The sequence below is a fragment of the Melaminivora sp. genome (assembly GCF_032059615.1).
Taxonomy (GTDB): domain Bacteria; phylum Pseudomonadota; class Gammaproteobacteria; order Burkholderiales; family Burkholderiaceae_C; genus Melaminivora.
On sequence record NZ_DAMCAM010000043.1, the window covers coordinates 1 to 25,503 of the forward strand.

The window sequence follows — 25,503 nt, forward strand, 5'->3', positions numbered from 1 at the left end:
TGGTCATCAGCCACGACCGCTGGTTCCTGGACCGCATCGCCACGCACATCCTGGCCGCCGAGGGCGACAGCCAGTGGGTGTACTTCGACGGCAACTACCAGGAGTACGAGGCCGACAAAAAGAAGCGCCTGGGCGACGAGGGCGCGGCGCCGAAGCGCATGCGCTACAAGGCGCTCAAGTAAGCGGCGGGGACGGCAGGCCCGGGGGCGGGCCTGCAGCACCTCTCAGGGGCTTCCCGAAAAACAGCCGGAAACCCGCACCAATAAAGGACAGTTTGCTATTTAAAACGTAGCTAATTGTCTTTTTTCTTTGTGGCAGGTGCTTCCGGCTGCCCGGCTGCCCGGCGGGTGGCGGGTGGCGGGTCGGCAGGTTCAGGCCGTGCGCGCCAGGTCGCCCCAGGCGGGCAGCGGCGGGGCACCGTCCCGCGTGTCCACGGCGCGTGCGGCCAGCACGGCGCGTACGGTGGCGCGTGCCACCGCCTCGGCCGCCATGGCGGCCAGCACCATCATTCCCGGGTGGCTGGCGGCCTGGCCGGTGGCCAGGGCAAACAGCGTGTCGCCGTCGAGCATGGTGTGCACCGGGTTGATGCTGCGCGCCAGCCCGTCGTGCCCGGCCATGGCCAAGCGCTGGGCCTGGGCCTTGGTCAGCTGCGCGTCGGTGGCGATCACGCCGATGGTGGTGTTGGTGCCGGCCAGCAACGGGTGCGGCGGCTCGCCGCGCAGCAGGCTGCGGCGGATGTCGCGCAGCGTGCGGCCGTCGGCGCCCAGCGCGCCGGCCAGCGGCAGGCCGGTGTCGGGGTCCACCACGTCGCCCACGGCGTTGCAGGCGATGATGGCGCCGACGGTGGCCCCGTCCACGCGCACCGAGGCGGTGCCGATGCCGCCCTTCATGGCGTACTCGGGCCCGAAGAGCTTGCCTACGGTGGCGCCCGCGCCGGCGCCCACGCTGCCCTCGTCGGGCGGCTGGCTGCTGGCGGCGGCGCACGCCGCATGGCCGGCCGCGGCGTCGGGGCGGATGCGCGCGTCGCCCACCATCAGGTCGAACAGCACGGCTGCGGGCACGATGGGCAGGCGGCCCACGCCCACGTCCAGGCCGACGCCTTGCTCCTCCAGCCAGCGCACGGCGCCCGTGGCGGCGTCCAGCCCCCAGGCGCTGCCGCCGGCCAGCACGATGGCGTGCACCGCGTTGACCAGGTTGCAGGGCGCGAGCAGGTCGGTCTCGCGCGTGCCCGGCGCGGCGCCGCGCACGTCCACCGCGGCCACCGCGCCCTGGCGTGCCAGGATCACGGTGCAGCCCGTGGGGCGGCGCGTGTCCGTGTAGTGGCCGACTTCGATGCCGGCAACATCGGTGATGGCGCCGGCGGGACTCTGGAGGGAATGACGGTGCTGCATGGCGGGCGATTATGGCCGTGCGCCCGCCCGCCAGGGCGCCCTTTCAGCTCAGCGGTAGCTGGTGAAAACGCGCGTCGAGACGTCGCTGTTCATCAGGTTCCTGGTGACCAGCAGCACGTCGTAGGGGTCCTTGCGGCCCTTGTATTCCGGCCCATCCATGCCGGGACTGCCCACGGGCATGCCAGGCACCACGATGCCCAGGGCCTTGGGCTTTTGCGCGAGCAGCTTCTTCACGTCATCGGCCGGCACGTGGCCTTCGAGCAGGTAGCCGCCGACCAGCGCCGTGTGGCACGAGCCCAGGCGCTGGGGCAGGCCCAGCCGGGCGCGCACGGCCGTGTTGCCGCTGTCGTGCACGGTGACGGCGAAACCGGCCTGCTCCATCAGCACGATCCAGTCCTTGCAGCAGCCGCAGTTGGGGTCCTTCCAGACCTCCATGGCAGGCAGGGATGCGGGGGGTGTGGCCAGCGCGGGCACGGCGCCTGCGGCAAGCAGTGTGGCGCCCAGGGCGAGGCAGTGGCGGCGGGAAAGCGGGGTGTTCATGACAGGACTCCAGGATGGGCAAAGGGTAGGGCGGGGATCAGGGAGCGACGGTGAAGGTGCCGCGCATGCCCGCCTCGTAATGGCCGGCAACCAGGCAGGCGAAGTCGAAGGTGCCCGCCCGGTTGAAGCGCCAGGGCAGGTCGCCCGCCTCGCCCGGCGCCACGTGGGCCATGTGCGGCGCGGCGTGCTCCATGCCGGGGCGCTCGCGCATCATGTCGGCGTGCTTCTGCAGCGTCTCGGGGGTGCCCAGCACCATCTCGTGCAGCAGCCGGCCGCGGTTTTCCACGCGCAGGCGCACGGTCTCGCCCTGGCGCACCGAGAAGTGCGCGGGAGAAAAGCGCATGTCGTCGGTCATGGCCACGGTGATGGTCCGGGTGGCCTCGGCCGATTGGCCGGCTATGCCCCAGGGCAGTTGCACGGCCGGGGCCGGCGTGGCGGCCGAGTGGCCGGTATCGCCATGGGCAAAAGCGGCGCCGGTGCTTGCCAGCAGAGCGCAGGCAGCTATCGATTTGAATTTTTTCATGTGGGGGAATACGGTGCGTGACGACGGGCCTCTCGCGGCGCCAGGCGGGCGCGGGGGCGACGAAAGCGCGCAGCGGCCCACGGCGACGGGTGCTGCACGCGGCGGGAGCCGGACGTCAGGCGATGGGCGGGCGGATGGCGCGCGCGGCGGGTGCGCTGGCAAAGCGCGCGCCGGGGCCGGTGTCGCGCCGGGCGGTGTCGGCCTGGGCGGTGGGCAGCGCGGCCGGCAGCGCGCAGGGCGCGGGGTGGCACATGCCGCAGGCAGCGCAGTGCCCGGCCGCGTGCTGATCGCTTGCGCAGCCGGGACCCGCGCGCTCGTCCGCGCAGGCGGGCGTGGCTTCGGGTGCCCGCTGGTCCTCATGGATAGCGGCGGTGTGCCCGGCCACGGCCACGGCTACCGCCATGGCTGCCACCGGGAGCGGCTGCTCCATCGCCATGGCGCCGCCCGCCAGCCCGCGCAGGGCCAGCAGCAGGGCGACGAGGAGGAAGGCGAAGCGCCGCAGCATGATGGGTTGATGATAAGCAGTCGCGCCGACAAGTTCCTGCCCGCAGGGGCCGGCGTGGCGCACTCAGGCCGCGAGGTAACGGCCGGGCCTGTGGTTCATCGCCAGCACCAGGTTGAGCACGATGGCGCCCAGGATGGACCACAGCACGCGCCCGGGCTCCACGGTGGCCAGGGCGGCTGCGACGATGCAGCAGTCCACGGCCATCTGCACCTTGCCGGCGCGCCAGCCGCGCGTCTGCTGCAGGTGCAGCGCCAGGATGCCTACCCCGCCCAGGCTGCAGCGGTGGCGAAACAGCACGAGAAAGCCCATGCCCATGATCAGCCCGCCCGTCACCGCGGCATAGGCGGGTTGCAGCTGGTCGATGTGCAGCAGCCGGGGCTGCAGGTCGGTCAGCACCGACAGCAGCGCCACCGCGGCAAACGTCTTGAGCGTGAAGGCCAGCCCCAGGCGACGCAGCGCCAGCCAGTAAAAGGGCAGGTTCAGGAGGAAGAACAGCTTGCCCAGGCCCACGCCGGTGGCGTAGTGCAGCACGAAGGCCAGGCCCGCCATGCCGCCGGTGAGCAGGCCCGCGCTGGCCAGGAAGGCGATCCCCACCGAGATCAGGACCACGCCCACGGCCATCGCCACCCCGTCTTCGAGGCGGCTGTGGGCAGGGACGGCGAGGGGCGCGGCGGCGGTGGGCGAGGTCATGGCGCAGGGACGAAGCGGGTTGGGGATTGCAGCACGGGGCCGCCGGGTGGGCCTTGCCCTGGATCAAGGGCGTTCAGGGCGCCACGGCCGCCATGGCGTCGGTGATGCAGGCACGCACCGCTGCGCTGGGCACCATGGTCCGGAAGGCCGGCACCAGGGCCCGCCCCGTGTTGCCCTGGGGAATGCGGCGCACCACGTGCCCGAATACGGCATAGCCCAGCTGTCGCCACTGCCCCTGCACCTCGTGCTCGTCCCTGAGTTCCCGGGCGAAGGCCAGCATGCGCCGGTGCGCGCGCCAGTGCAGCGCCAGGCGGCTCTGGCCAATGACGTGGGCTGCCTCCAGGTACAGCCAGCGCTCGCGCGGTGGACGTCCGGCACTGGCCTCGAAGGCGGCCATCAGGTGATCGAAGGCCTGGCGCTGGCGTTCGCGGCCGGCCGGGTTGGCGGGGGTTTTCACATATTTGGTCACTTTGCATCTCCTCATCACGGCGCCGGGGTACCGGCCCCGCGGCGCAGGCGCAGGCCGTTGGCCACCACGGCCAGGCTCACGCCCATGTCGGCCAGCACGGCCATCCACATGGTGGCCTGGCCCGTCAGTGCCAGTGCGAAGAACACCGCCTTGACGCCCAGCGCCAGCACGATGTTCTGCCACAACACGCGGTGCGCGCGCCGGGCCAGCACCACGGTGTCGGGGATGCGGCGCAGGTCGTCGTTCATGAGCACCACGTCGGCCGTCTCCATGGCCATGCCGGTGCTGTGGGCGCCGCCCATGGCGAAACCCACGTCGGCGCGTGCGAGCGCCGGCGCATCGTTGATACCGTCGCCCGTCATGGCGGTGGGCCCGCGCGCGCGCTGCAGTTCGGCCAGGGCTTCGAGCTTGTCCTCGGGCAGCAGGCCGCCGCGGGCGTCGTCGATGCCGGCCTCGCGCGCCACTGCGGCCACGGTGGCGGGATTGTCGCCGCTCAGCACCACCGGCTGCACGCCCAGGGACTTGAGCTGCGCCACGGCGTCGGTGACGTGGGCGCGCAGCGGGTCGGCCACGGCAAAGAGCGCGTGCACGGCGGCGTCATCGGCCAGCAGCGTCACGCTGCGGCCCTGCAGCTCGTGCTCGGCCAGGGTCTGGACCAGGGCCTCGTCGGCCAGGCCGCGCTCGCGCACCAGGCGCAGGTTGCCCAGCGCCCAGCGGCGCCCGTCCATGTCGGCCTCGACGCCGCGCCCGGGCAGGGCGCGCACCTCCCGGGCGGCGGCCGGGTCGCCGGCCGGCAGGCCTGCGGCGATGGCACGCGAGACCGGGTGGTCCGAGCGGCTGGCCAGCTGCCAGGCCAGGGCGGCAGCGGCGCCGGCATCGCTGCCCCCCCAGGCCTGCCAGTGCACCAGCGTGGGGCTGCCGGTAGTCAGGGTGCCGGTCTTGTCCAGGGCGATGGCGGCCAGGCCCCGGGCCGTCTCCAGGGCACTGCCGCCCTTGATCAGGATGCCGCGGCGTGCCGCCGCGGTGAGCGCGCTGACCACGGTGACCGGGGTGGAGATGACCAGCGCGCAGGGGCAGGCGATGACCAGCAGCGCCAGCGCCTGGTAGGCCGACTGCGGCCACGTCCAGCCCAGCAGCAGCGGCGCCAGCGTGCCCAGCAGCAGCGCCGCCAGGAACACCAGCGGCGTGTAGACGGAGGCAAAGCGATCGACGAAGCGTTGTGTGGGCGCGCGGCTGGCCTGGGCTTCTTCCACCGCATGCACGATGCGCGCCAGCAGCGTGCCGGACGGCGCCGCCGTCACCTGCATGAACAGCTCGCCGTGCTGGTTGACGCTGCCGGCGTAGAGCAGGTCGCCCGGTTCCTTGTCGGCCAGCTGGCTCTCGCCCGTGATGGGCGCCTGGTTGACGGCGCTGGTGCCGCGCAGCACCGTGCCGTCCAGCGGCACGTGGGCGCCCGGGGCAATGCGCACGGCAGCGCCCAGCGGCACTTCGGCGGCGGGCATGCGCTGCGTGCCGCCATCGGCCTGCACCACGTCGGCGGTCTGAGGCGCCAGGTCCAGCAGGCCGCGGATGGCGTTGCGGGCACGGTCCATGGCGCCGTGCTCGATGCGCTCGGCCGCGACGTACAAGGCCATGACCATGGCCGCCTCGGGCCACTGCCCGATCAGCACCGCACCGGTGACGGCTACCGCCATCAGGGCGTTGATGCCCAGGCGCAGGCGCGCCAGGTCCTTCAGGCCCGCGCGATAGACGCCCAGGCCCGACAGGGCGATGGCCACCACCGCCAGCAGCAGGCCGGCCGTGTCCTGCTGCAGCCAGTGCGCCACCTCGGCGCCCGTGGCCAGCGCCAGCGCGGCGCCGATGCGCGTCCAGCCGGGCAACACGCCGTGGTCATGGTCGTGGCCGGCCTCGCCATGGTCGTGCCCGTGTTCGTGGCCGTGGTCGTGGCCGTCGTGGGCGCGCCGAGGCGCCGGCACGCAGCTGCCGCAGGCGTGGGCCGCCCGGGGCAGCGGGTGGACGGGGGACATGCTGGCATGCGAATGTTCTTGTGTCATGCCATGATTGGAAACCTTGAAGCCACTTCAATGTCAAGCATGTCCCAGCAAAGCCCCCGTCACCGCATCGGCGACGCCGCCCGCCTGTCGGGCGTGCCCGCGGCCACCATCCGTTACTACGAAAAGGAAGGCCTGCTGAGCAGCCAGACACGCGCGCACAACCGCTACCGGCTCTACAGCGACGCGGAGGTGCACCGCCTGCGCTTCGTGCGCCTGTGCCGGGCCATGGACATGTCGCTGGGCGAGGTGCGCGCGCTGCTGCAGATCGACGCGCGCGGCGCCCACGTCGAAGGCGCCGACCACGCCGCCTGCCAGACGCTGGACGAGCACCTGGAGCACGTGCGTACGCGCCTGGCCGAGCTGCAGGTGCTGGAGCATGAACTGCAGGCGCTGCGCGGGCGCTGCGACGGCACGGGCGGGCAGTGCCACGTGATCGAGGCCCTGCACCAGCGCGCCGATGCCGAGCCGCTGGAGCCGGGCGCCGGCCTCGCCACCGGCAAGCGCCACGTCTGAGGCCGTGGGCAGCGTCCAACCCGGCGGGTCCGGCCTGCCGTTGCTATTTTTTACATAGCTGACTCTCCAGGCGCTGCAACGGCTCAGCCCCTGTTTGGCCTGAAACCCCTGGTCACCTCGCTATGATCGCGCCATGAGCCCAGCCAGCCATGCCGCCGCCTTGCTGCCCGACCGCCTGTGGCGCACCGTGCAGCGCTGGACCGTCGCCTGGGGGCGCATCTTCTACCTGGGCGCGGTGGTGCTGGTGCTGACGCTCTCGCCGTCGAGCTATTCGCGCGGCACGCGCTGGCGCCTGGCGCGGCACATGTACCAGAACACGGCGCCCATCCTGCTGGGTTTCACGGTGCTGGCGGCCCTGTTGTCGCTGGTCATCACGCGCATCGTGGTGGTGACGGCCTGGAGCTACGGCCTGTCGCGCTACGCGCTGGAGATGGTCATCCGCGTGCTGGTGCTGGAGCTGATCCCGCTGACCGCGGCGCTGTTCGTGGCGATGCGCGCCACCATCCCCAATGGCACGCAGCTGGCCCTGCTGCGCCAGTCGGGCCGGCTCGATGCCCTGCGCGCGCATGGCGCCGACCCGGTGCGCGTGGAGATGCTGCCGCGCGTGGTGGCCGGGGTGTACGCCAGCATCACGCTGGCGGCGCTGTCGTGCGTGGTGGCCCTCGTCATGGCCTACCTGGGCGTCTATGGCTTCAACCTGGCGGGCGTGCCGGTCTATACGCGCATGTTCGGCCAGGTGTTCGCCCCGCAGATCACGCTGGTGTTCGTGCTCAAGACCCTGGCCTTCAGCCTGGCGATCGCGCTCATCCCCATGGCCTCGGGGCTCTATGAGAGCGCCAGCGCCGAGCGCGCGCAGCAGCCCGACTCCGAGCTCGGTGGGCTGGCGCGCATGTTCGCGGTGCTGCTGCTGATCGAAGTGATCTCGCTCATGAGCAACTATTACTGACCCCCCTCGCCCATGCCCGAACCCCAGACCCCGCTGCCGCCCGAGGAGCTGCTGCGCCCCGTTGCCCACCTGCGCGTGAAGGCGGCGGCGCTGCTGCTGTTCACCCTGGCGCTGATCGTCGGCTCGGCGCTGTACCTACTGTATGCGCGCGGCGCGTTTGAGCCTACCCAGCGGCTGGTGCTCACCACCGACGACTCCGAGGGCGTGGCCGTCGGCATGGACATGACCTTCTCGGGCTTTCCCATAGGCCGGGTGCGCCGCATCGAGCTGGCCAGCGATGGCAGCGTGCGCATCCTGATCGACGTGGCGCGGCGTGACGCCCACTGGCTGCGCACCTCCAGCGTCTTCACCCTGGTGCGCGGCATCGTGGGCGGCACCACCATCAAGGCCTACAGCGGCATGCTGCAGGACCCGCCCCTGGCCGCGGGCGCCGAGCGGCCGGTGCTGCGCGGCGACACCACGGCCGAGATTCCGCAGCTCATGGCCAACGCGCGCGAGCTGCTGGAGAACCTGAACGCGCTCACCTCCAAGGATTCGGCGCTGGGCACGAGCCTGGGCCAGGTGCGCACGCTCACCGAGCGGCTCAACGCGCCCGGCGGCCTGCTCTCGGTGGTGACCGGCAGCGACGCCGAGGCGCGCCGCGTGCTGGCCACGCTGGAGCGCACCAACCAGCTGCTCGCGCGCCTTGACGGCATGGCCGCCAAGGCCGACCGCCAGGTCTTCGGCGCGGGCAGCGACCCCGGCCTGGTGCCCGAGGTGCGCGCTGCGGTGCTGCAGCTCAACGGCCTGCTGGCGGATGCGCGCGCCAGCTTGGTCAAGGTGGACGCTGTGCTGGCCGAGGCCCAGGCCGTGGGCGCGAACGCGCGCGAGGCCAGCACCGACCTGGGCGCCCTGCGTGCAGAGGTGGAGGCCAGCCTGCGCAAGGTGGAGGGCCTGGTCAACGAGATCAACCGCAAGTGGCCCTTCGCCCGCGACAAGGAGCTGAAACTGCCATGACTGCCACTCCGCCGGCCGTGAAGCCTGCCCGCCTGCGCGCCGTGCCCCTGCTCGCCGCACTGCTGCTGGCCGCCTGCGCCGGCAGGCCGCCCGCGCCCGAGTGGCAGGCCAATGCCCATGACGCGGCCGAGCGCGCCACGCGCGCCCATCTGTCAGGCGACGAGCGGGTGGCGGGGCAGGAATGGAAACGCGCCCGCGCCGAGGTGGCGCGCACCGGCAGCCCCGCCTTGCTGGCGCGGCTGGAACTGATGCGCTGCGCCGCACAGGTGGCCAGCCTGGAGGCCGAGGGCAGCGGCTGCCCGGCGTTCCAGGCCTTGCGCGTCGATGCCGAGCCGCCCGAGCGCGCCTATGCCGACTATCTGCAGGGCCGGGTGGATGCGGCGCGCGTGGCCCTGCTGCCCGAGCCGCAGCGTGCGGCCGCTGTCAACCCGGCAGCCATCGCGGCGATCGAAGACCCGACGGCGCGGCTGGTGGCGGCTGGCGCTGCACTGCAGGCAGGACGAGCCACGCCAGAGATCCTGGTCGTCGCGACCGACACGGCCTCCGGGCAGGGATGGCGGCGGCCGCTGTTGGCCTGGCTGCTGGTGCGGGTGGAGCGCGCCGCAGCGCTGGGCGAAGAGGAACTGGCGCAGGCCCTGCGCCGGCGCATTGCCGTGGTGCAAGGCGGCGGTGCGCCTGCCAGGCCAGATTCCCCGGCCCGGTGAGCGTGCAGGCGGCGCGGGCTACTTGAGCTTGCCCGCCACCTCTATCAGACGGCGCACCTGGTGGCCGATGGCCGATTTCGCGTTCTCGTCGAACTCCGCGCCCTGGGTGTGGGTGTAGCCGTAGGGGTTGCCGCCGGTCTTGAAGATGACCGGGTCGGTATAGCCGGGCGCAACCACGATGCCGCCCCAGTGCATGGCGGTGACGTAGAACGACAGCAGGGTCGTCTCCTGGCCGCCGTGCGCGTTCTGTGCCGAGGTCATGGCCGAGATGGCCTTGTTGGCCAGGCCGCCCTTGGCCCAGATGCCGCCCAGGGTGTCGATGAAGGCGCGCATCTGGCTGGCCATGACGCCAAAGCGCGTGGGCGCGGAGATCAGATAGGCGTCGGCCCATTCCATGTCTTGGGCGGACGCAGCGGGAATATCGGCGGTCTTCTCGCTCTGGGCCTTCCAGGCCTCCTGACCTGCGACCACCTCGGCCGGTGCGGTTTCGGCCACCTTGAGCAGGCGCACATCGGCGCCGGCCGCGCGGGCTGCTTCGGCAGCGATCTGCGCCATCTGGTGATTGGTGCCGTAGGTGGAGTAGTAGATGACGGCGAGCTTGATGGCCATTGCGGGCTCCTGGGGAAAAGGGGTGAAAGGGCACGGACGCGTGCGCATCCTGGGTCCGCCCTCCGGCTTTAGCTGACAGCTGTCAGCTGTCAACCGTGGCCGCGTCAATTGAGCATCTCGGCGGGAAGCAGCTGCTCGATCGTCTTGTGCACCTGGGAGTCGACCACCTGCACGGACTGCTGCGGCAGCAGCGTGGTCGCGCTGGCAACGACGGCCAGGACCACGGTGAGCACGAAGGTCGCCAGGGCAGGACTTCTGGAACGCAATGGGTATTTCATGGCGGCGACCTCCTGAAGGACGGGAAGGAACCCGGTGAAGTGTGAACAGGCCTCCATTGAAACGGCGCGCGGGGGCACGCCCTGTCGGACAAGCGCCAGTCAGCATGCCGGCGCCGCCAGAGCGGTGTCAGACTGGGCTCAGGCGCTCCGCTAGCGCGCCCGCGGTGAGGCTGCGGTGCGCGGGCCAGGCGTCCGCCGCGGCGCCGTGCTGCCAGCAGGCGGCGCAGGCGGCATCGAAGGCCGCCGCGTCGTGGTCCGGGGCCGAGGCCAGGCGGCTGCCCAGCAGCCCGGCCAGCACATCGCCCGTGCCGGCGGTGGCCAGGCGGGCATTGCCCGTCGGGTTGATGCGGGGGGTGCGGCCCGGCGCGGCGATGATGCTGCCCGAGCCCTTGAGCACCACGGTGCAGGCCAGGCGCTGCGCCAGCGCTTGCGCGGCGGCGAGCCGGTCGGCCTGGACGGCCGGCGTGTCCGATCCCAGCAGGCGCGCGGCCTCCAGCGGGTGGGGTGTGAGCACTGTGGCCCGGCCCGGCTGGCTGGCCCGGGCTTGCAGCAGCCGGGCCAGCGCTGGGTCCGCCGCGATGGCATTGAGCGCGTCGGCGTCGAGCACCAGGCGCGCTGCGCGCACCAGCACCCCGGGCAGGACGGGAGCAATGGCTGCCCCTCCGCCGCAGCCGGCCACCACGGTCAGTGATTCCAGGGCCAGGGCGTCCAGGCGGCGCAGCATGAGCTCCGGCGGCACGTGGACGGCAGCGGGCGACCCCAGCAGGCTCAGCAGCACGCGGCCTGCACCGCCGTGCAGCGCCGCGCTGGCCGCCAGCAGGGCGGCGCCGGTCATGCCCAGGCCGCGCTGCTTCAGGCCTTCGCCGCCAACGATGGCCACGTCACCAAAGCTGCCCTTGTGGCTGGCGTGCGGACGCGCGGCGCGCGCCGGGGCGCCGGCCAGCCAGGCCGACGCAGCAGCCGGCCGCGCCAGTGTGCCGAGGCTGTCGAGCCACACCGTCCCGGCGGCGTCGCGTCCCTGGGCCGTGAACAGGCCCGGCTTGAGCGTGAGCAGCGCCAGGGTATGCCGCGCGGCCGGGGGCGATAACGCCGCCGCTGGGCCCAGCCCCGGGGCGAACTGACCCGTGTCCGCCAGCAGTCCCGAGGGCATGTCCATGGCCAGCACAGTGGCCGGGCAGGACCGCAGAAGGCCCAGCCAGTGCAGCAGTCGCGGGTCGGCAACGCCGCGTTGCGCCGACGCTGCCAGGCCCAGGCCCAGCAGCGCATCGATGGCCAGATCGTGCGGGCCGAGCACTGGCGGTGCGTCGGCAAAACGCACGCCTGCCGCGCGTGCGCGCTCCCAGGACCGGCGCGCGTCGGCAGGCAGCCGCGCCGGGTCGGCCAGAAGGCTGGCCACGACCGGGGCGCCCGCGTCCTGCAGCAGGGCGGCGGCCTCCAGTCCATCGCCGCCGTTGTTGCCGCCGCCACAGGCCACCCAGACCTGCCGAGCGTGCGGGGCCAGAGCGCGCGCCAAGCGCGCCGTGGCACGGCCGGCGCGCTGCATCAGTGTGTGCGGCGGCAGGGCCGAAGCCGTGAGGTGTTCGATCTCCCGCGTGCCGGCGGCGTCAAACAGGGGGTGGGGGAGCGTCAGGTCGATGCGCTGCAGCATGGGCGCATTGTGCGGGCGGCGACAGGCCGCTGCCCAGGGTCAGAACCGGGCCAGCGAGAAGGGCTGCAGGTCCAGCGCCGGGCTGCGGCCCCCGATCAGGTCGGCCAGCGCCCGCGCGCTGCCGCAGGCCTGGGCCCAGCCGCTTGCCCCGTGCCCGGCGTTGACCCAGACACCGGGCACGGGACCGGCGCCGATCACCGGAGCGCCGTCCGCCAGGGTGGGGCGCGCCCCGCGCCAGACCTGCACCTGCGGCGACGAGGTCAGCACCCCGCCGGGAAACCAGCCCGACAGCGCCAGGTACAGGGTGCGCAGGGTGGGCGCGTGGTGCACCCCCGCGGCGTGGCCCAGCTCGGCGCCGCCGGACACGCGCACGCGCTGGCCCTGGCGGGTGATGACGATGCGGTGCAGCGGGTCGATCACCGCGCCCTGTGGCGCGTGTGTGTCTTCGCGCACGGGCGCGCTGATCGAGTAGCCATGCACGGCCTGCATGGGCAGGCGCGCGCCCAGGGGGCGCAGCAGCCCGGCGCTGGCCTCGCCGGCGCACAGCACCACGGCGTCGGCCGGGCGCACCGTGGACTCACCCGCCAGCACGACGCCGGTGGGCGTGGTGGACAGGGCCTGGATGCGGGCATTGAAGACAAAGCGCGCGCCGCGCTCCTGCGCCGCCTGGCGTAACTGCTGGGCGAACACGCGGCAGTTGCCGGCCTCGCCATCGACTGCGTGCAGGGCGCCGGCCAGGGGCACGTCGGTCGCCAGGCCGGGTTCGATCAGGCGGGCGGTGTCGGCGTCCACCTGGTGCACACCGGCCCCGGCCTCGCGCAGCGCGGCCAGCGCGGCCTGCACCAGTTCCAGGTCGCCGCTGCTGCGCAGCAGCACCAGCATGCCGCGACTGGTCTCGATGTCGGCTTGCAGGGCGCCGGCGACTTCGCGCGTGCGCCCGAGGCTGTAGCGGCCCAGGTGCGCGAGGGCGAGCAACCGCCCGGCGCACTGGGGCTGCCCTGCGGCGCGGGCCCAGCGCCACAGCCAGGCCAGGCTGTGCAGCCCCGCGCCTCGCGTCAGCCGCAGCGTGCCCTGGCGGCCGGTGAACTGCCGCAGCACCGGCCCGCCGGTGCCAGGCGCCGCCCAGGGAATCAGGAGCGCCGGCGCCAGCAGGCCCGGGTTGGCGAAGCTGGCCTGCTCGGCGGCCGAGGCGTGGCGCTCGAGCACGACGACCTCGTGCCCGTCGCCGGCTAGCTCGTAGGCAGTGGCAGCGCCGACGATACCGGCGCCGACGATGGCAATACGCATGTCTTTATGAGTCAAATCATGGCCAAACCCTTGCTAGACAAGGGCTTGCAGCTATGATTTTCATGGTGAAAGCGGGGCGGGGGCTGCGCACATCTGCAGCGCTGCCACGGCAGCGGCCTGCGTGGCCATGGTAGAATCCCTGGGTTTTGCCAAGCACTAGCGCCTGGCAAGACCATCAGCAAACCAGCCCTCTCAAGGTGTTGCCCCGGCATTGACATGCACCGCCGGGACGATTATTGGGGCTGGATTTTAGACCCAACCTTTGGAGCCCAACCATGTCCGTCACCATGCGCGAAATGCTGGAAGCCGGTGTCCACTTTGGCCACCAGACCCGCTTCTGGAACCCCAAGATGGCCCCCTTCATCTTCGGCCATCGCAACAAGATTCACATCATCAACCTGGAAAAGTCGCTGCCGATGTTCCAGGAGGCGCAGAAGTTCGCCAAGCAGCTGGCCGCCAACCGCGGCACCATCCTGATGGTCGGCACCAAGCGCCAGGCGCGCGAGATGGTGGCCGAGCAGGCGCAGCGCGCCGGCATGCCCTATGTCGACCAGCGCTGGCTGGGCGGCATGCTGACCAACTTCAAGACCGTCAAGACGTCCATCAAGCGCCTGAAGGACATGAAGGCCCAGCAGGAAGCCGGCCTGGAGTCCATGAGCAAGAAGGAACAGCTGATGTTCGCGCGCGAGCTGGAAAAGCTGGAAAAGGACATCGGCGGCATTCAGGACATGAACGCCCTGCCCGACGCCATCTTCGTGATCGACGTGGGCTTCCACAAGATCGCCGTGGCCGAGGCCAAGAAGCTGGGCATCCCGCTGATCGGCGTGGTGGACTCCAACCACAACCCCGAAGGCATCGACTACGTCATCCCCGGCAACGACGACTCTGCCAAGGCCGTGGCGCTGTACGCCCGCGGCATGGCTGATGCCATCGTGGACGGCCGTGAAAACGCCGTGAACGACCTGGTGAAGGCTGTCGCCGGCAGCGAGGACTCCAGCGACGAATTCGTCGAAGTGGAAAACACCGCCGCCTGATCCTGGTGTGGCCCGAGTGCCCGGCCCGCTGCGCAAGGCGGGTGGGGGTGCCTGACAAAAGCGGGTCCTCTCAAGCGCCCGCTTTTTTGTTGCGCGGGCTGCTGCCCGCCCCCTGAACAACCGAAACGAACGGAGAACACAAAAATGGCTGCTATTACCGCAAGCATGGTTGGCGAACTGCGCGCCAAGACCGACGCCCCCATGATGGAGTGCAAGAAGGCCCTGACCGAAGCCGGTGGCGACATGGCTAAGGCCGAAGAACTGCTGCGCGTCAAACTCGGCACCAAGGCCGGCAAGGCCGCTTCGCGCGTCACCGCCGAGGGCGTGATCGCTGCCAGCATCGAGGGCGGCAAGGGCGCCATGATCGAGGTCAACAGCGAGACCGACTTCGTCTCCAAGAACGACAGCTTCGTCGCCATGGCCAATGCCGCCGCCCGTCTGGTGGCCGAGCACAACCCCGCCGACATCGAGGCTCTGGGCCAGATCGCCTACGAGCAGGACGGCTTCGGCCCCACACTGGAAGACGTGCGCAAGGGCCTGATCGGCAAGATCGGTGAGAACATGTCGTTCCGCCGCTTCAAGCACTTCGAGGGCGCGCAGCTGGCCTCCTACCTGCACGGCACGCGCATCGGCGTGGTGGTCGAGTACGAAGGTGACGCCGCCGCCGCCAAGGACGTGGCCATGCACGTGGCTGCCATGAAGCCCGTGGCCGTGACCAGCGCCGACGTGCCCGCCGAGCTGATCGAAAAGGAGCGCGCCGTGGCCGCCGGCAAGGCCGAAGAAGCCAACAAGGAGCTGGAAGCCGCCGGCAAGAGCGCCCAGAGCCCCGAGATCACCGCCAAGCGCATCGACGGCGCCGTGCAGAAGTACTTGAAGGAAGTCTCTCTGTCCGACCAGGTCTTCGTGAAGGCCGCCGACGGTAAGCAGACCGTGGGCCAGATGCTCAAGGAAAAGAACACCAAGGTCTTGGGTTTCACCCTGTACGTGGTGGGCGAGGGCATCGAGAAGAAGGCCGACGACTTCGCTGCCGAAGTGGCTGCGCAGGTCGCCGCTGCCAAGGCCGGCTGATCTCAACTGATCTTCAGCTAACCGCTTGCCGCCTCTTTCATCCCGTCCATCCCTCTCTTTCCTACCCTACGGAGACCCTGCCATGACTGCCACCGCCCAGCCAGCCTACACGCGCATCCTGCTCAAGCTGTCTGGCGAGGCGCTCATGGGCAATGACGCTTTCGGCATCAACCGCGGCGTCATCGAGCGCATGGTCTCCGACATCGCCGAGGTCATCGAGCTGGGCGTGCAGGTGGCGGTGGTGATTGGCGGCGGCAACATCTTTCGCGGCGTCGCCGGCGGTGCCGAGGGCATGGACCGCGCCACCGCCGACTACATGGGCATGCTGGCCACGGTGATGAACTCGCTGGCGCTGGCCGATGCCATGAATCGCCGCGAGGGTTTGACGGCCCGCGTCATGTCGGCCATCGACATCCAGCAGGTGGTCGAGCCCTATGTGCGGCCCAAGGCGCTGCAGTATCTGGAAGAGGGCAAGGTGGTGGTGTTTGCCGCCGGCACCGGCAACCCGTTCTTCACTACCGATACGGCCGCGGCGCTGCGCGGCGCCGAGATCGGCGCGCAGCTGGTGCTCAAGGCCACCAAGGTCGATGGCGTCTATACGGCCGACCCGGTGAAAGACCCTGGCGCCACGCGCTACACCCAGCTCACGTTCGACGAGGCCATGGTGCGCAACCTGGGCATCATGGATGCCACCGCCTTTGCCCTGTGCCGTGACCAGAAACTCCCCATCCGGGTGTTTTCCATCAACAAGCCCGGCGCGCTCAAGCGTGTCGTGCTGGGCGAGGATGAGGGCACCCTGGTGTACGCTTGAGCGCTTTGTCATTGCCTGCGCCGCAGCCGTGTTCAAGCCCTGTTGAAGGAATTCCCATGACCATCGCCGACATCAAGAAAAACACCGAAGGCAAGATGGAGCAGTCCATCGCCGCCCTGAAGAACAACCTGTCGCGCATCCGCACGGGCCGGGCCAACCCGCAGCTGCTCGACGCCATCCACGTCGAGTACTACGGCTCCATGGTGCCGCTGTCGCAGGTGGCCAACGTGTCGCTGCTGGACGCGCGCACCATCAGCGTGCAGCCCTGGGAAAAGAACATGTCGGCCAAGATCGAGAAGGCCATCCGCGAGAGCGACCTGGGCCTGAATCCGGCGTCGCTCGGCGAGCTGATCCGCGTGCCCATGCCGCCCATGAGCGAGGAGCGCCGCAAGGAGATGACCAAGCTCGCGCGCACCGAGGGCGAGGGCGCCAAGGTGGCCATCCGCAATCTGCGCCGTGACGCCAACGAACAGGTCAAGAAGCTGGTCAAGGACAAACAGGCGTCCGAGGACGACCAGAAGCGCTCGGAGGCCGACGTCCAGAAGGTGACGGACAAGTTCATCGCCGAGGTGGACGCCCTGGTGGCCGCCAAGGAGCAGGACATCCTGGCCATCTGAGCCCCGCTGCCCGCGCATGAACCCCGCCAATTCCAGCGTACCCCACCACATCGCCATCGTCATGGATGGCAATGGCCGCTGGGCACGCAAGCGCTTTCTGCCGCGCCTGGCGGGCCACCGCCAGGGTGTGGAGTCGCTGCGCCGCTGCGTGCGTGCCTGCGCCGCCCGGGGCGTGCGCGTGCTCACGGTCTTCGCGTTCTCCTCGGAGAACTGGAGCCGCCCGGCCGACGAGGTCTCCGGCCTGATGGAGCTGATGGCCAAGGCGCTGGCGCGCGAAGTGCCCGAGCTCAGCCGGGACGGGGTCTGCGTGCATTTCGTCGGCGAGAAGGCCGGCCTGTCCGACGGCGTGCGCCAGGGCCTGGCGCAGGCCGAGGCCGCCACCGTCGGCAACACGCGCCTGACGCTCAACGTGTGCTTCAACTACGGCGGCCGCTGGGACATTGCCCAGGCGGCCGCCGCACTGGCCGCCCGGGGCGAGCCCATCACCGAAGCCAACCTGCAGGCGGCCACCGCCCTGGCGCACGTGCCCGACCCTGATCTCGTCATCCGCACCGGCGGCGAGATGCGCATCAGCAATTTCCTGCTGTGGCAGACCGCGTACAGCGAATTCTTCTTCAGCGACCGGCTCTGGCCCGATTTCGATGAGGCCGCCCTCGACGAGGCTATTGCCAGCTATGCTGCGCGCGAACGCCGCTTCGGCCTCACCTCCGAGCAGGTGCAGGGTCAGGAGCCGCGCGAGGCGCTGCGGGCCTGAGCGGCGGCGCCGCGTGCGCCGCCCCGGGCCTTTCCCTCCTTCTTCCCGAGCGAAAGGGCTCCCCGCGTGCTCAAGCAACGTGTCATCACCGCCCTGATCCTGCTGGCCATTCTCCTGCCGGCGCTGTTCTATCCGTCGCCCCTGCCGTTCATCGTCATTGCCTTGGTCATGATGGGCGCGGCGGCCTGGGAATGGGGCCGCCTGAACGGCCTGGGCGGCGGTGCCAGCATGGGCCTGGGCGCGTTGTGCGTGGCGTTGTGTGCGGCCACCTGGGGTGCGGGCTGGCTTGAGCAGCCGCATGCCTGGTTGTGGCTCGTGGGCGGTGCGGCCTGGGTGCTGGGCGGTGCTGCCCTGCTGCGCGGGGGCGTCGCCGGCTGGCCGGCCGTGCCGCGCAGCCTGCGGCTGGTCGGCGGCGTCGCCGCGCTGTGGCTGGCGTGGCTGGCCCTGGCCCAGGCACGCATGGCGGGTGTCAATTTTTTGCTGTCGGTGCTGACCCTGGTCTGGGTGGCCGACACCTTTGCTTATTTCTCCGGCCGCGCCTTCGGGCTGCGTTTCACCAAGGGCAAGCTGGCCCCGTCTATCAGCCCCGGCAAGAGCTGGGAAGGCGTGTGGGGCGGCATGGCCGGGGTGCTGGCGCTGGCCCTGTTCTGGGTCTGGCTGGACGGCGCACGCGCCGCGCGGGACCCGAGCCTGTACACGCTGCTGGCGGGCCGCGGTCTATGGCTGCTGGTGCTGGGCGCCGTGTTTCTGGCTGCCATGAGCGTGGTCGGGGACCTGGTGGAATCGCTCATCAAGCGCAGTGCCGGCGTCAAGGATTCCAGCGGTCTGCTGCCCGGGCACGGCGGCGTGCTCGACCGCATCGACGCGCTGCTGCCCACGCTGCCGCTGGCGCTGATGCTCACTTCGTTGGCCAAGGCATGACTCACTACATCACGGTGCTCGGCTCCACGGGCTCCATCGGCAAGAACACTCTGGACGTGCTGGCGCGCCACCCGGGGCGCTGGCAGGTCTTTGCGCTCAGTGCAGCCACCCAGGTGGATGCGCTGCTGGCCCAGTGCGCGGCCTTTGTCCCACGCTACGCCGTCATGGCCAGCGCGCCGCATGCCCGGGAGCTGGCCGAGAAAATCAAGGCAAATGGCTTGCAAACCGAGGTGCTGCAAGGAGATGACGCTCTTGAAACGATAGCTTCGCACCCGCAGGTCGATGCCGTGATGGGCGCCATCGTCGGCGCCGCCGGGCTCGGCCCCTGCCTGGCCGCGGCGCGCGCCGGCAAGCGCCTGCTGCTGGCCAACAAGGAGGCCCTGGTCGTCGGCGGCGAAGTCTTCATGGCCGCCGTGCGAGAAGGCGGAGCCACCCTGTTGCCCATCGACAGCGAGCACTCGGCCATCTTCCAGAGCCTGCCGGAGGACCCCTCGACCTGGGCCCGGCGCGTGCAGCATGTGCTGCTTACGGCCTCGGGCGGGCCGTTTCGCACGCGCGACCCCGAGACCCTGCGCAACGTGACGCCGGGCGAGGCCTGTGCCCATCCCAACTTCTCCATGGGCCGCAAGATCTCCGTCGACTCGGCCACCATGATGAACAAGGCGCTGGAAGTCATCGAGGCGCGCTGGCTGTTCGATCTGACGCCCGAGAAAATCAAGGTGGTCATCCACCCTCAACAGATCATCCACTCGATGGTGCAGTTCATCGACGCGTCCATCGTTGCCCAGCTGGGCACGCCCGACATGCGCGTGCCCATCGCCTGCGGCCTGGCCTGGCCCGAGCGCGTGGCAAGCGGCGCAGCGCCGCTGGATTTCACGCAGCTGGCCGCGCTGACCTTCGAGGAGGCCGATGCCCGGCGCTTTCCGGGCCTGCACCTGTCGTGGCAGGCCCTGGCGGCCGCCCCGGGCACCACAGCGGTGCTGAACGCCTCCAACGAGATCGCGGTGGCGGCCTTTCTGGAGGGGCGCATCCGCTTCGACCAGATCCATGCGGTGAACCTGGCCACCCTGGAGACCGTCGTCCCCCGCGGCGCGGACAGCCTGGGCGCGCTGCTGGAGCTCGACGCCGAAGCCCGCTCGGCTGCCGCGCAGCAGGCCCGGCACCTGACCGCGGGGATTGCCGCGCCATGCTGCTGACCCTCGTCGCCTTCGTCGCCGGCCTGGGGCTGCTGATAGCCATCCACGAGTACGGCCACTACCGCGTGGCCGTGGCTTGCGGGGTGAAGGTGCTGCGGTTTTCCGTCGGCTTTGGCAAGCCGCTGCTGCGCTGGCAGCCCCAGGGCTCGCCCACCGAGTTCGTCATCGGTGCCTTTCCGCTCGGGGGCTACGTGCGCATGCTCGACGAGCGCGAGGCACCGGTGGCCGAGCATGAGCGACACCTGGCGTTCAACCACCAGAGCCTGCGCGCGCGCGCGGCCATCGTCGCGGCCGGGCCGGCGGCCAACCTGCTGCTGGCCGTGCTGCTGTACGCCCTGGTGAACTGGGGCGGCGTGCAGGAACCGCGCGCCATCATCGCCACCCCGGCGGCTGGCTCCATCGCCCAGCAGGCCGGGCTGCGGGGCGGCGAGCTGATCGTGGACCAGGCCGTGGGCGACGGTGAGCGCATGGCGGTGCGCTCTTTCGAAGACCTGCGCTGGGCCCTCACGCGCGGCGCGCTGGACGGCGAAGACGTGCGCCTGTGGGTGCAGGCACGCCCGGGCGCGGCGACGCGCGAGGTGCTCTTGTCCCTGGCGGGAATGGACGCCAGCGAGGCCGACGCCCGGCTGTTTCGCCGAGTGGGGGTCACCGGCCCCTGGACGCGGCCGGTACTGGGCCCGCTGACCCCGGGCGGCGCTGCCGAACGCGCGGGCCTGCAAAGCGGCGACGTGGTGCTGCGCCTGGGCGAGACCCCCATCATCGACGGCGCGCAGTTGCGCGAGGCCATCCGCAGTGCACCGAACGGGGGCGGGGGGCTGACGCAGACCTGGCGTATCGAGCGCCAGGGACGGCTGCTTGCGCTGCCGGTGGAGCTTGACCTGGTGCAGGAAGGCGAGGCCCGCGTGGGCCGCGTCGGTGCCTACGTGGGCGCGCCGCCCGAGCTGGTGCAGGTGCGTTACGGGCCCGTGGAGGGCCTGACCAACGCGGCTGAGCGTACCTGGCAGGTTTCGGTGCTGACGCTGCGCATGATTGGCCGCATGCTGATCGGCGAAGCCTCGGTGAAGAACCTGAGCGGCCCCCTCACCATCGCCGACTACGCGGGGCGGTCGGCCAGCATGGGGCTGTCCCAATACCTGGCGTTCCTTGCCCTGATCAGCGTGAGTCTGGGGGTGCTGAACCTGCTGCCGCTGCCCATCCTGGATGGTGGACACCTGATGTATTATCTTTGGGAGGGGCTGACCGGGCGGGAGGTTTCCGAGGCCTGGATGGAGCGCCTGCAGCGCGGTGGCGTGGCAGTGCTTTTCGCGATGATGTCCATCGCCCTTTTCAACGATTTCACCCGGCTCCTTGGCTGACTGCGGCGCCGCTGCCAGCGCACAGGGCAAGCCAAGGCTTCACTTCTCTTTCGCCTCACTCATGAGAAAAACAACCAAACGCCTGAGCGTGCGCACCGCTGCGGCCGCAGCTGCTTTTGCCCTCGCCGCCAACGCAGCCTGGGCGCTGGCCCCCTTCAAGGTGCAGGACATCCGCGTCGAAGGCTTGCAGCGCGTGGAGCCCGGAACCATCTTCGCCTCGATGCCGCTGCGCGTGGGCGACGACTACAACGACGAAAAGGGCGCAGCCGCCATCCGGGCGCTGTTTGCCCTCGGCCTGTTCAAGGACGTGCGCCTGGAGGCCGTGGGCAACGTGCTGGTGGTGGTCGTGGAAGAGCGCCCGACCATCGCTGACGTGGAATTCGCCGGCACCAGGGAATTCGACAAGGACACGCTGAAGAAAGCCATGCGCGACGTCGGCCTGACCGAGGGCCGCCCGTTCGACAAGGCGCTGGCCGACCGCGCCGAGCAGGAACTGAAGCGCCAGTACATCAACCGCAGCCTGTACGGTGCCGAGGTGGTGACGACGGTGACGCCCATCGAGCGCAACCGCGTCAACCTCACCTTCACCGTGACCGAGGGCGAGCCGGCCAAGATCCGCGAGATCCGCATCGTCGGCAACCAGGCGTTCAGCGAGTCCACCTTAAAGGGCCTGTTCGAGCAGGACACGGGCGGCTGGCTGAGCTGGTACACCAAGTCGAACCGCTATTCGCGCGCCAAGCTCAACGCCGACCTGGAAACCCTGCGCTCGTACTACCTGGCGCGCGGCTACCTGGAGTTCCGCATCGACTCCACCCAGGTGGCCATCTCGCCGGACAAGCAGGACATCTCGATCACCGTCAACGTGACCGAGGGGCCGAGCTACGTGGTTTCGGGTGTCAAGCTCGAAGGCAACTACCTGGACCGCGATGACGAGTTCAAGTCGCTGGTGACCATTCGCCCGGGCGAGCCCTACAACGCCGACAAGGTCGCCGAGACCACCAAGGCCTTCACCGAGCATTTCGGCAACTTCGGCTTCGCCTTTGCCCGCGTGGAGGCCGTGCCCGACATCGACCGCGAACACAACCGCGTGGCCGTCGTGCTGCGCTCCGAGCCCGCGCGCCGCGCCTACGTGCGCCGCATCAACGTCTCGGGCAACAACCGCACGCGTGACGAAGTCATCCGCCGCGAGTTTCGCCAGTTCGAGGCCTCGTGGTACGACGGCGAGAAGATCAAGCTCTCGCGCGACCGGGTGGACCGCCTGGGCTACTTCACTGAAGTCAACGTCGAGACGCAGGAAGTGCCCGGCGCGCCCGACCAGCTCGACCTGGTGGTCAACGTGCAGGAAAAGCCCACCGGCTCGCTGCAGCTGGGGGCGGGCTTCTCCAGCGCCGAGAAGGTCTCGCTGTCGTTCGGCATCAAGCAGGAGAACGTCTTCGGCTCGGGCCACTACCTGGGCCTGGACGTCAACACCAGCAAGTACCGCCGCACGCTGGTGGTCTCGACCACCGACCCCTACTTCACCCAGGACGGCGTCTCGCGCACCCTCGACCTGTACTACCGCACGGCCAAGCCCTACGAGGACCAGGGCGGCAACTACGAGCTGGTCACCGCTGGTGCGAGCGTGCGCTTCGGTGTGCCGTTCAGCGAGACCGACACGGTGTTCTTCGGTGGCGGCGCCGAGCAGACGCGCATCAAGGCCGGCACCAACATCCCGGCCGCCTACCTGTCTTACGCGGAAAAGTTCGGTAGCACCAGCCTGGCTGTGCCGCTGACCATCGGCTGGTCGCGCGATGACCGCGACAGCGCGCTGGCGCCCAACTCGGGTCGCTACCAGCGCCTCAACTCCGAGTGGTCGGTGGCGGGCGACGCGCGCTATGTGCGGGCCAACTACCAGTACCAGCAGTACGTACCCCTGACCAAGCAGTTCACCCTGGCCTTCAACGGCGAGGTGGGCCTGGGCAAGGGCATGAACGGCCGGCCGTTCCCGGTGTTCAAGAACTTCTACTCCGGCGGCCTGGGCTCGGTGCGCGGCTTCGACCAGGGCACGCTGGGCCCGCGCGACGTGACCGGCGCATCGCTGGGCGGCCCGAAGAAGCTGACGCTGAACGCGGAGCTGATCGCCCCCTTCCCGGGTGCCGGCAATGACCGCACCCTGCGCTGGTTTGCTTTCGTCGATGCCGGCAACGTCTATGGCGAGAATGAAAAATGGGAGTTCAGCGAGCTGCGTGCATCCGCCGGACTGGGCTTGAGCTGGATCTCCCCGCTCGGCCCCCTGCGTATCGCCTACGCACAGCCGGTGCGCAAGTTTGCCGGCGATAAAATCCAGAAACTGCAATTCCAGATCGGAACGTCTTTCTAATGAAATCTCTCTCCCGCCGTCTCCCCCTGGCCCTGGTCGTGGCCCTGGCTTTTGCTGCGCCCGTGCAGGCCCAGGAGTTCAAGGCCGGTTTCGTCAACACCGATCGCATCTTCCGCGAAGCCAGCTCCGCCAAGGCGGCTCAGGCCAAGCTGGAGCAGGAGTTCTCGCGCCGCGAGAAGGAACTGGTGGACCAGGGCAACGCCCTGAAGTCGGCCACCGAGAAATTCGAGCGCGAGGCGCCCACCATGGCCGAGAGCCAGCGCGTGCAGCGCCAGCGCCAGCTGGTGGACCAGGACCGCGACTTCCAGCGGAAGCGCCGCGAGTTCCAGGAAGACCTGGGCGCGCGAAAGAACGAGGAACTCAGCCAGGTGCTCGAGCGCGCCAACCGCGTGGTCAAGCAGGTCGCCGAGGCCGAGAAGTACGACGTCATCCTGCAGGAGGCGGTGTACATCAACCCCAAGCACGACATCACCGACAAGGTCATCAAGGCCATGAACGGCCCTGGCGGCAACGGCGCCAAGTAAGCGCCGGACGCCGGAGCGTGGGCAGGCTGGGCTGCAGGGAACGGGCAAGGCGTGGGTCTGGCGCTGGGGAGCATCATCGAGACGCTGGGCGGCGAGCTGCATGGCGCTCCGGGTGACACCGAGGTTGCCCGGATTGCGCCGCTCGAGTCTGCCGGCAGCGATGCCCTGTCCTTCCTGAGCAATCCGCGCTACCAGTCGCGCCTGGCCTCCTCGCAGGCCGCCTGCGTGATCGTGGCGCCCGCCCTGCGCGAAGCAGCGCTGGCACGCGGCGCCTGCATTGTCACCCTCGACCCCTATGTGTATTTCGCCCGCGTGACGCAGCTGTGGGCGCGCATGCACGGGCGCGGGGCTGTGCCCGGGGTGCACGCCAGCGCCGTGGTGCACGAGGAGGCCGAGGTGCACCCTACGGCCAGCATCGGCCCGTTGTGCGTGGTCGAGCGCGGTGCGCGCATCGGTGCGCACACGCAGCTGCGCTCGCGCGTGACCGTGGGCGAGGGATGCGTAGTGGGCGAGCGCTGCCTGGTCCACCCCGGTGTGGTGATCGGCGCCGACGGCTTCGGTTTTGCCAACGAGCGGGGCGAGTGGGTCAAGATCGAGCAGCTGGGCGCCGTACGCATCGGCAATGATGTGGAGATCGGCGCCAATACCTGTATCGATCGCGGCGCCCTGGGCGATACGGTGATCGAGGACGGCGTCAAGCTCGACAACCTGATCCAGATCGCACACAACGTCCACATCGGCCGGCACACTGCCATGGCCGGCTGCTCGGCCGTGGCCGGCAGCACCAGGATCGGCGCGCACTGCACCATTGCGGGGGCCGCATCCATCGTGGGCCACCTGCAATTGGCGGACAATGTGCACATCTCCACCAACACGGTGGTCACCCATTCGATTTCGCGCCCCGGCCAATACACCGGGGTGTTTCCCATGGACGAGAATGCCCAGTGGGAAAAGAACGCCGCCACGCTGCGCCAGCTGTATCGCCTGCGCGAACGCATCAAGGCTCTCGAACGCAAAACACAAGACGGCCCGGCCGCGACACAACAATGATGGACATCCACCAAATTCTCAAGCTCCTGCCGCACCGCTACCCCTTCCTGCTGGTGGACCGTGTGGTCGAGCTCGAGCGCGGCAAGCGCATTCAGGCAATCAAGAACGTCACCATCAACGAGCCCTTCTTCACCGGCCACTTCCCCGCGCGCCCCGTCATGCCGGGCGTGCTGATGCTCGAAGCCCTGGCGCAGGTGGCCGGGCTGCTGTCCTTCGACATGATGGGCGAGGCCCCGGGCGACGACAAGGTGTTCTATTTCGTCGGCATCGACGGCGCGCGCTTCAAGCGGCCGGTCGAGCCGGGCGACCAGCTCATCCTGGAGATCGAGCTCGACCGCATCAAGGGCGGCATCTACAAGTTCAAGGGCGTGGCACGCGTGGGCGACAGCATGGCCTGCGAGGCCGAGATCATGTGCACCATGCGCACGGTGGCCTGAGCCAGGTGTGGGTGCATCGGGCGGGCACGCAAGGGCAGGGCGCCGCGTGAGCCTCATCCATCCCACGGCCCTCGTCGATCCGGGGGCGCAACTGGCCGAGGGCGTTTCGGTGGGGCCGTACGCCGTGGTCGGCGCGCAGGTGCGCGTCGGCGCGCGCACGCGCATCGGTGCGCACTGCGTGGTCGAGGGGCACACGCAGATCGGCGAGGACAACCGCATCTTCC

At 70.1% G+C, this 25,503-nt stretch carries 27 protein-coding genes and 2 pseudogenes; 18 read left to right on the forward strand and 11 right to left on the reverse strand.

What is annotated here, in order from left to right:
• Positions 1-182: pseudogene (locus RT051_RS10405) on the forward strand (energy-dependent translational throttle protein EttA); the annotation flags it as partial.
• 189 nt (positions 183-371) lie between these two features.
• Here RT051_RS10405 and RT051_RS10410 read toward each other — a convergent pair.
• From RT051_RS10410 to RT051_RS10440, 7 genes are all read right to left on the reverse strand, one after another.
• Positions 372-1,391 (reverse strand): P1 family peptidase, encoded by a 1,020-nt coding sequence (locus tag RT051_RS10410; protein WP_313076124.1) that lies wholly within the window; start codon positions 1,389-1,391, stop codon positions 372-374.
• A gap of 48 nt (positions 1,392-1,439) precedes the next feature.
• Positions 1,440-1,931, reverse strand: coding sequence for a DUF411 domain-containing protein (locus RT051_RS10415; protein WP_313076127.1), 492 nt, complete (start codon positions 1,929-1,931; stop codon positions 1,440-1,442).
• Positions 1,932-1,968: 37 nt separating this feature from the next.
• On the reverse strand, positions 1,969-2,454 hold the full coding sequence (locus RT051_RS10420) for a cupredoxin family protein (RefSeq protein WP_313076130.1): 486 nt from the start codon (positions 2,452-2,454) through the stop codon (positions 1,969-1,971).
• Positions 2,455-2,569: 115 nt separating this feature from the next.
• The gene (locus tag RT051_RS10425) at positions 2,570-2,959 is read right to left on the reverse strand and encodes a hypothetical protein (RefSeq protein ID WP_313076133.1); all 390 of its coding nucleotides are present in this window, start codon (positions 2,957-2,959) and stop codon (positions 2,570-2,572) included.
• A gap of 63 nt (positions 2,960-3,022) precedes the next feature.
• Positions 3,023-3,649, reverse strand: a complete 627-nt coding sequence (locus RT051_RS10430) for a YitT family protein (RefSeq protein ID WP_313076136.1) — start codon at positions 3,647-3,649, stop codon at positions 3,023-3,025.
• Positions 3,650-3,722: 73 nt separating this feature from the next.
• Positions 3,723-4,118 carry a DUF3703 domain-containing protein gene (locus RT051_RS10435; protein WP_313076139.1) on the reverse strand — a complete coding sequence of 132 codons (396 nt, stop codon included), beginning with the start codon at positions 4,116-4,118 and terminating at the stop codon, positions 3,723-3,725.
• Between the two features lie 14 nt (positions 4,119-4,132).
• Positions 4,133-6,145, reverse strand: a complete 2,013-nt coding sequence (locus RT051_RS10440; protein ID WP_313076142.1) for a heavy metal translocating P-type ATPase — start codon at positions 6,143-6,145, stop codon at positions 4,133-4,135.
• Between the two features lie 66 nt (positions 6,146-6,211).
• Between RT051_RS10440 and RT051_RS10445 the strand changes: the two genes are divergently transcribed.
• From RT051_RS10445 to RT051_RS10460, 4 genes are all read left to right on the forward strand, one after another.
• The gene (locus RT051_RS10445) at positions 6,212-6,685 is read left to right on the forward strand and encodes a MerR family transcriptional regulator (protein WP_313076147.1); all 474 of its coding nucleotides are present in this window, start codon (positions 6,212-6,214) and stop codon (positions 6,683-6,685) included.
• A 133-nt stretch (positions 6,686-6,818) separates the two neighbouring features.
• Complete coding sequence (locus RT051_RS10450) at positions 6,819-7,631, forward strand: ABC transporter permease (RefSeq protein ID WP_313076152.1); 813 nt, start codon at positions 6,819-6,821, stop codon at positions 7,629-7,631.
• 12 nt (positions 7,632-7,643) lie between these two features.
• Positions 7,644-8,627: an MlaD family protein gene (locus tag RT051_RS10455; RefSeq protein ID WP_313076154.1), complete on the forward strand. Its 984-nt coding sequence runs from the start codon at positions 7,644-7,646 to the stop codon at positions 8,625-8,627.
• Complete coding sequence (locus RT051_RS10460) at positions 8,624-9,331, forward strand: hypothetical protein (RefSeq protein ID WP_313076156.1); 708 nt, start codon at positions 8,624-8,626, stop codon at positions 9,329-9,331. Before RT051_RS10455 ends, RT051_RS10460 begins: the two co-directional genes overlap by 4 nt.
• Before the next feature lie 18 nt (positions 9,332-9,349).
• On the opposite strand, the gene wrbA is transcribed toward RT051_RS10460, so the two are convergent.
• From wrbA to RT051_RS10480, 4 genes are all read right to left on the reverse strand, one after another.
• Complete coding sequence (gene wrbA, locus RT051_RS10465) at positions 9,350-9,940, reverse strand: NAD(P)H:quinone oxidoreductase (RefSeq protein ID WP_313076159.1); 591 nt, start codon at positions 9,938-9,940, stop codon at positions 9,350-9,352.
• A 104-nt stretch (positions 9,941-10,044) separates the two neighbouring features.
• On the reverse strand, positions 10,045-10,218 hold the full coding sequence (locus RT051_RS10470) for a hypothetical protein (RefSeq protein ID WP_313076162.1): 174 nt from the start codon (positions 10,216-10,218) through the stop codon (positions 10,045-10,047).
• Positions 10,219-10,345: 127 nt separating this feature from the next.
• On the reverse strand, positions 10,346-11,866 hold the full coding sequence (locus tag RT051_RS10475; protein WP_313076165.1) for an NAD(P)H-hydrate dehydratase: 1,521 nt from the start codon (positions 11,864-11,866) through the stop codon (positions 10,346-10,348).
• A 39-nt stretch (positions 11,867-11,905) separates the two neighbouring features.
• Complete coding sequence (locus RT051_RS10480; protein WP_313076169.1) at positions 11,906-13,153, reverse strand: FAD-dependent oxidoreductase; 1,248 nt, start codon at positions 13,151-13,153, stop codon at positions 11,906-11,908.
• Positions 13,154-13,428: 275 nt separating this feature from the next.
• Here RT051_RS10480 and rpsB point away from each other — a divergent pair, with 275 nt between their 5' ends.
• From rpsB to RT051_RS10545, 13 genes and pseudogenes are all read left to right on the forward strand, one after another.
• A complete protein-coding gene (gene rpsB, locus RT051_RS10485) occupies positions 13,429-14,187 on the forward strand; it encodes a 30S ribosomal protein S2 (protein ID WP_313076172.1) in 759 nt (252 codons plus the stop codon).
• A gap of 144 nt (positions 14,188-14,331) precedes the next feature.
• The gene (gene tsf / locus RT051_RS10490; RefSeq protein ID WP_313076175.1) at positions 14,332-15,255 is read left to right on the forward strand and encodes a translation elongation factor Ts; all 924 of its coding nucleotides are present in this window, start codon (positions 14,332-14,334) and stop codon (positions 15,253-15,255) included.
• Between the two features lie 82 nt (positions 15,256-15,337).
• Positions 15,338-16,066, forward strand: coding sequence for a UMP kinase (pyrH, locus tag RT051_RS10495; RefSeq protein ID WP_313076180.1), 729 nt, complete (start codon positions 15,338-15,340; stop codon positions 16,064-16,066).
• Positions 16,067-16,122: 56 nt separating this feature from the next.
• Complete coding sequence (frr, locus tag RT051_RS10500; RefSeq protein WP_313076183.1) at positions 16,123-16,683, forward strand: ribosome recycling factor; 561 nt, start codon at positions 16,123-16,125, stop codon at positions 16,681-16,683.
• A gap of 16 nt (positions 16,684-16,699) precedes the next feature.
• Positions 16,700-17,437, forward strand: coding sequence for a polyprenyl diphosphate synthase (gene uppS / locus RT051_RS10505; protein ID WP_313076187.1), 738 nt, complete (start codon positions 16,700-16,702; stop codon positions 17,435-17,437).
• A 66-nt stretch (positions 17,438-17,503) separates the two neighbouring features.
• Complete coding sequence (locus tag RT051_RS10510; protein WP_313076191.1) at positions 17,504-18,358, forward strand: phosphatidate cytidylyltransferase; 855 nt, start codon at positions 17,504-17,506, stop codon at positions 18,356-18,358.
• Positions 18,355-19,554, forward strand: coding sequence for a 1-deoxy-D-xylulose-5-phosphate reductoisomerase (locus RT051_RS10515; protein ID WP_313076195.1), 1,200 nt, complete (start codon positions 18,355-18,357; stop codon positions 19,552-19,554). Before RT051_RS10510 ends, RT051_RS10515 begins: the two co-directional genes overlap by 4 nt.
• Positions 19,545-20,909 carry an RIP metalloprotease RseP gene (gene rseP / locus RT051_RS10520; protein ID WP_313076198.1) on the forward strand — a complete coding sequence of 455 codons (1,365 nt, stop codon included), beginning with the start codon at positions 19,545-19,547 and terminating at the stop codon, positions 20,907-20,909. Before RT051_RS10515 ends, rseP begins: the two co-directional genes overlap by 10 nt.
• Positions 20,910-20,970: 61 nt before the next feature.
• Positions 20,971-23,268, forward strand: coding sequence for an outer membrane protein assembly factor BamA (gene bamA / locus RT051_RS10525; RefSeq protein ID WP_313076201.1), 2,298 nt, complete (start codon positions 20,971-20,973; stop codon positions 23,266-23,268).
• Positions 23,268-23,792: an OmpH family outer membrane protein gene (locus RT051_RS10530; RefSeq protein WP_313076203.1), complete on the forward strand. Its 525-nt coding sequence runs from the start codon at positions 23,268-23,270 to the stop codon at positions 23,790-23,792. The genes bamA and RT051_RS10530 overlap by 1 nt, the downstream gene beginning before the upstream one ends.
• Positions 23,793-23,843: 51 nt before the next feature.
• Positions 23,844-24,842 (forward strand): UDP-3-O-(3-hydroxymyristoyl)glucosamine N-acyltransferase, encoded by a 999-nt coding sequence (gene lpxD, locus RT051_RS10535; RefSeq protein WP_313076205.1) that lies wholly within the window; start codon positions 23,844-23,846, stop codon positions 24,840-24,842.
• Positions 24,839-25,279: a 3-hydroxyacyl-ACP dehydratase FabZ gene (fabZ, locus tag RT051_RS10540; RefSeq protein WP_019375319.1), complete on the forward strand. Its 441-nt coding sequence runs from the start codon at positions 24,839-24,841 to the stop codon at positions 25,277-25,279. Before lpxD ends, fabZ begins: the two co-directional genes overlap by 4 nt.
• 46 nt (positions 25,280-25,325) lie before the next feature.
• A pseudogene (locus RT051_RS10545) lies at positions 25,326-25,503 on the forward strand (acyl-[acyl-carrier-protein]--UDP-N-acetylglucosamine O-acyltransferase); the annotation flags it as partial.

Excerpts from the sequence above, each read along its gene's own strand:
- RT051_RS10410 (WP_313076124.1), bottom strand. The coding sequence starts at position 1,391 with ATGCAGCACCGTCATTCCCTCCAGAGTCCCGCCGGCGCCATCACCGAT.
- RT051_RS10415 (WP_313076127.1), bottom strand. The coding sequence starts at position 1,931 with ATGAACACCCCGCTTTCCCGCCGCCACTGCCTCGCCCTGGGCGCCACA.
- RT051_RS10420 (WP_313076130.1), bottom strand. The coding sequence starts at position 2,454 with ATGAAAAAATTCAAATCGATAGCTGCCTGCGCTCTGCTGGCAAGCACC.
- RT051_RS10425 (WP_313076133.1), bottom strand. The coding sequence starts at position 2,959 with ATGCTGCGGCGCTTCGCCTTCCTCCTCGTCGCCCTGCTGCTGGCCCTG.
- RT051_RS10430 (WP_313076136.1), bottom strand. The coding sequence starts at position 3,649 with ATGACCTCGCCCACCGCCGCCGCGCCCCTCGCCGTCCCTGCCCACAGC.
- RT051_RS10440 (WP_313076142.1), bottom strand. The coding sequence starts at position 6,145 with ATGTCCCCCGTCCACCCGCTGCCCCGGGCGGCCCACGCCTGCGGCAGC.
- RT051_RS10445 (WP_313076147.1), top strand. The coding sequence starts at position 6,212 with ATGTCCCAGCAAAGCCCCCGTCACCGCATCGGCGACGCCGCCCGCCTG.
- RT051_RS10450 (WP_313076152.1), top strand. The coding sequence starts at position 6,819 with ATGAGCCCAGCCAGCCATGCCGCCGCCTTGCTGCCCGACCGCCTGTGG.
- RT051_RS10455 (WP_313076154.1), top strand. The coding sequence starts at position 7,644 with ATGCCCGAACCCCAGACCCCGCTGCCGCCCGAGGAGCTGCTGCGCCCC.
- RT051_RS10460 (WP_313076156.1), top strand. The coding sequence starts at position 8,624 with ATGACTGCCACTCCGCCGGCCGTGAAGCCTGCCCGCCTGCGCGCCGTG.
- wrbA (WP_313076159.1), bottom strand. The coding sequence starts at position 9,940 with ATGGCCATCAAGCTCGCCGTCATCTACTACTCCACCTACGGCACCAAT.
- RT051_RS10470 (WP_313076162.1), bottom strand. The coding sequence starts at position 10,218 with ATGAAATACCCATTGCGTTCCAGAAGTCCTGCCCTGGCGACCTTCGTG.
- RT051_RS10475 (WP_313076165.1), bottom strand. The coding sequence starts at position 11,866 with ATGCTGCAGCGCATCGACCTGACGCTCCCCCACCCCCTGTTTGACGCC.
- RT051_RS10480 (WP_313076169.1), bottom strand. The coding sequence starts at position 13,153 with ATGCGTATTGCCATCGTCGGCGCCGGTATCGTCGGCGCTGCCACTGCC.
- rpsB (WP_313076172.1), top strand. The coding sequence starts at position 13,429 with ATGTCCGTCACCATGCGCGAAATGCTGGAAGCCGGTGTCCACTTTGGC.
- tsf (WP_313076175.1), top strand. The coding sequence starts at position 14,332 with ATGGCTGCTATTACCGCAAGCATGGTTGGCGAACTGCGCGCCAAGACC.
- pyrH (WP_313076180.1), top strand. The coding sequence starts at position 15,338 with ATGACTGCCACCGCCCAGCCAGCCTACACGCGCATCCTGCTCAAGCTG.
- frr (WP_313076183.1), top strand. The coding sequence starts at position 16,123 with ATGACCATCGCCGACATCAAGAAAAACACCGAAGGCAAGATGGAGCAG.
- uppS (WP_313076187.1), top strand. The coding sequence starts at position 16,700 with ATGAACCCCGCCAATTCCAGCGTACCCCACCACATCGCCATCGTCATG.
- RT051_RS10515 (WP_313076195.1), top strand. The coding sequence starts at position 18,355 with ATGACTCACTACATCACGGTGCTCGGCTCCACGGGCTCCATCGGCAAG.
- rseP (WP_313076198.1), top strand. The coding sequence starts at position 19,545 with ATGCTGCTGACCCTCGTCGCCTTCGTCGCCGGCCTGGGGCTGCTGATA.
- bamA (WP_313076201.1), top strand. The coding sequence starts at position 20,971 with ATGAGAAAAACAACCAAACGCCTGAGCGTGCGCACCGCTGCGGCCGCA.
- RT051_RS10530 (WP_313076203.1), top strand. The coding sequence starts at position 23,268 with ATGAAATCTCTCTCCCGCCGTCTCCCCCTGGCCCTGGTCGTGGCCCTG.
- fabZ (WP_019375319.1), top strand. The coding sequence starts at position 24,839 with ATGATGGACATCCACCAAATTCTCAAGCTCCTGCCGCACCGCTACCCC.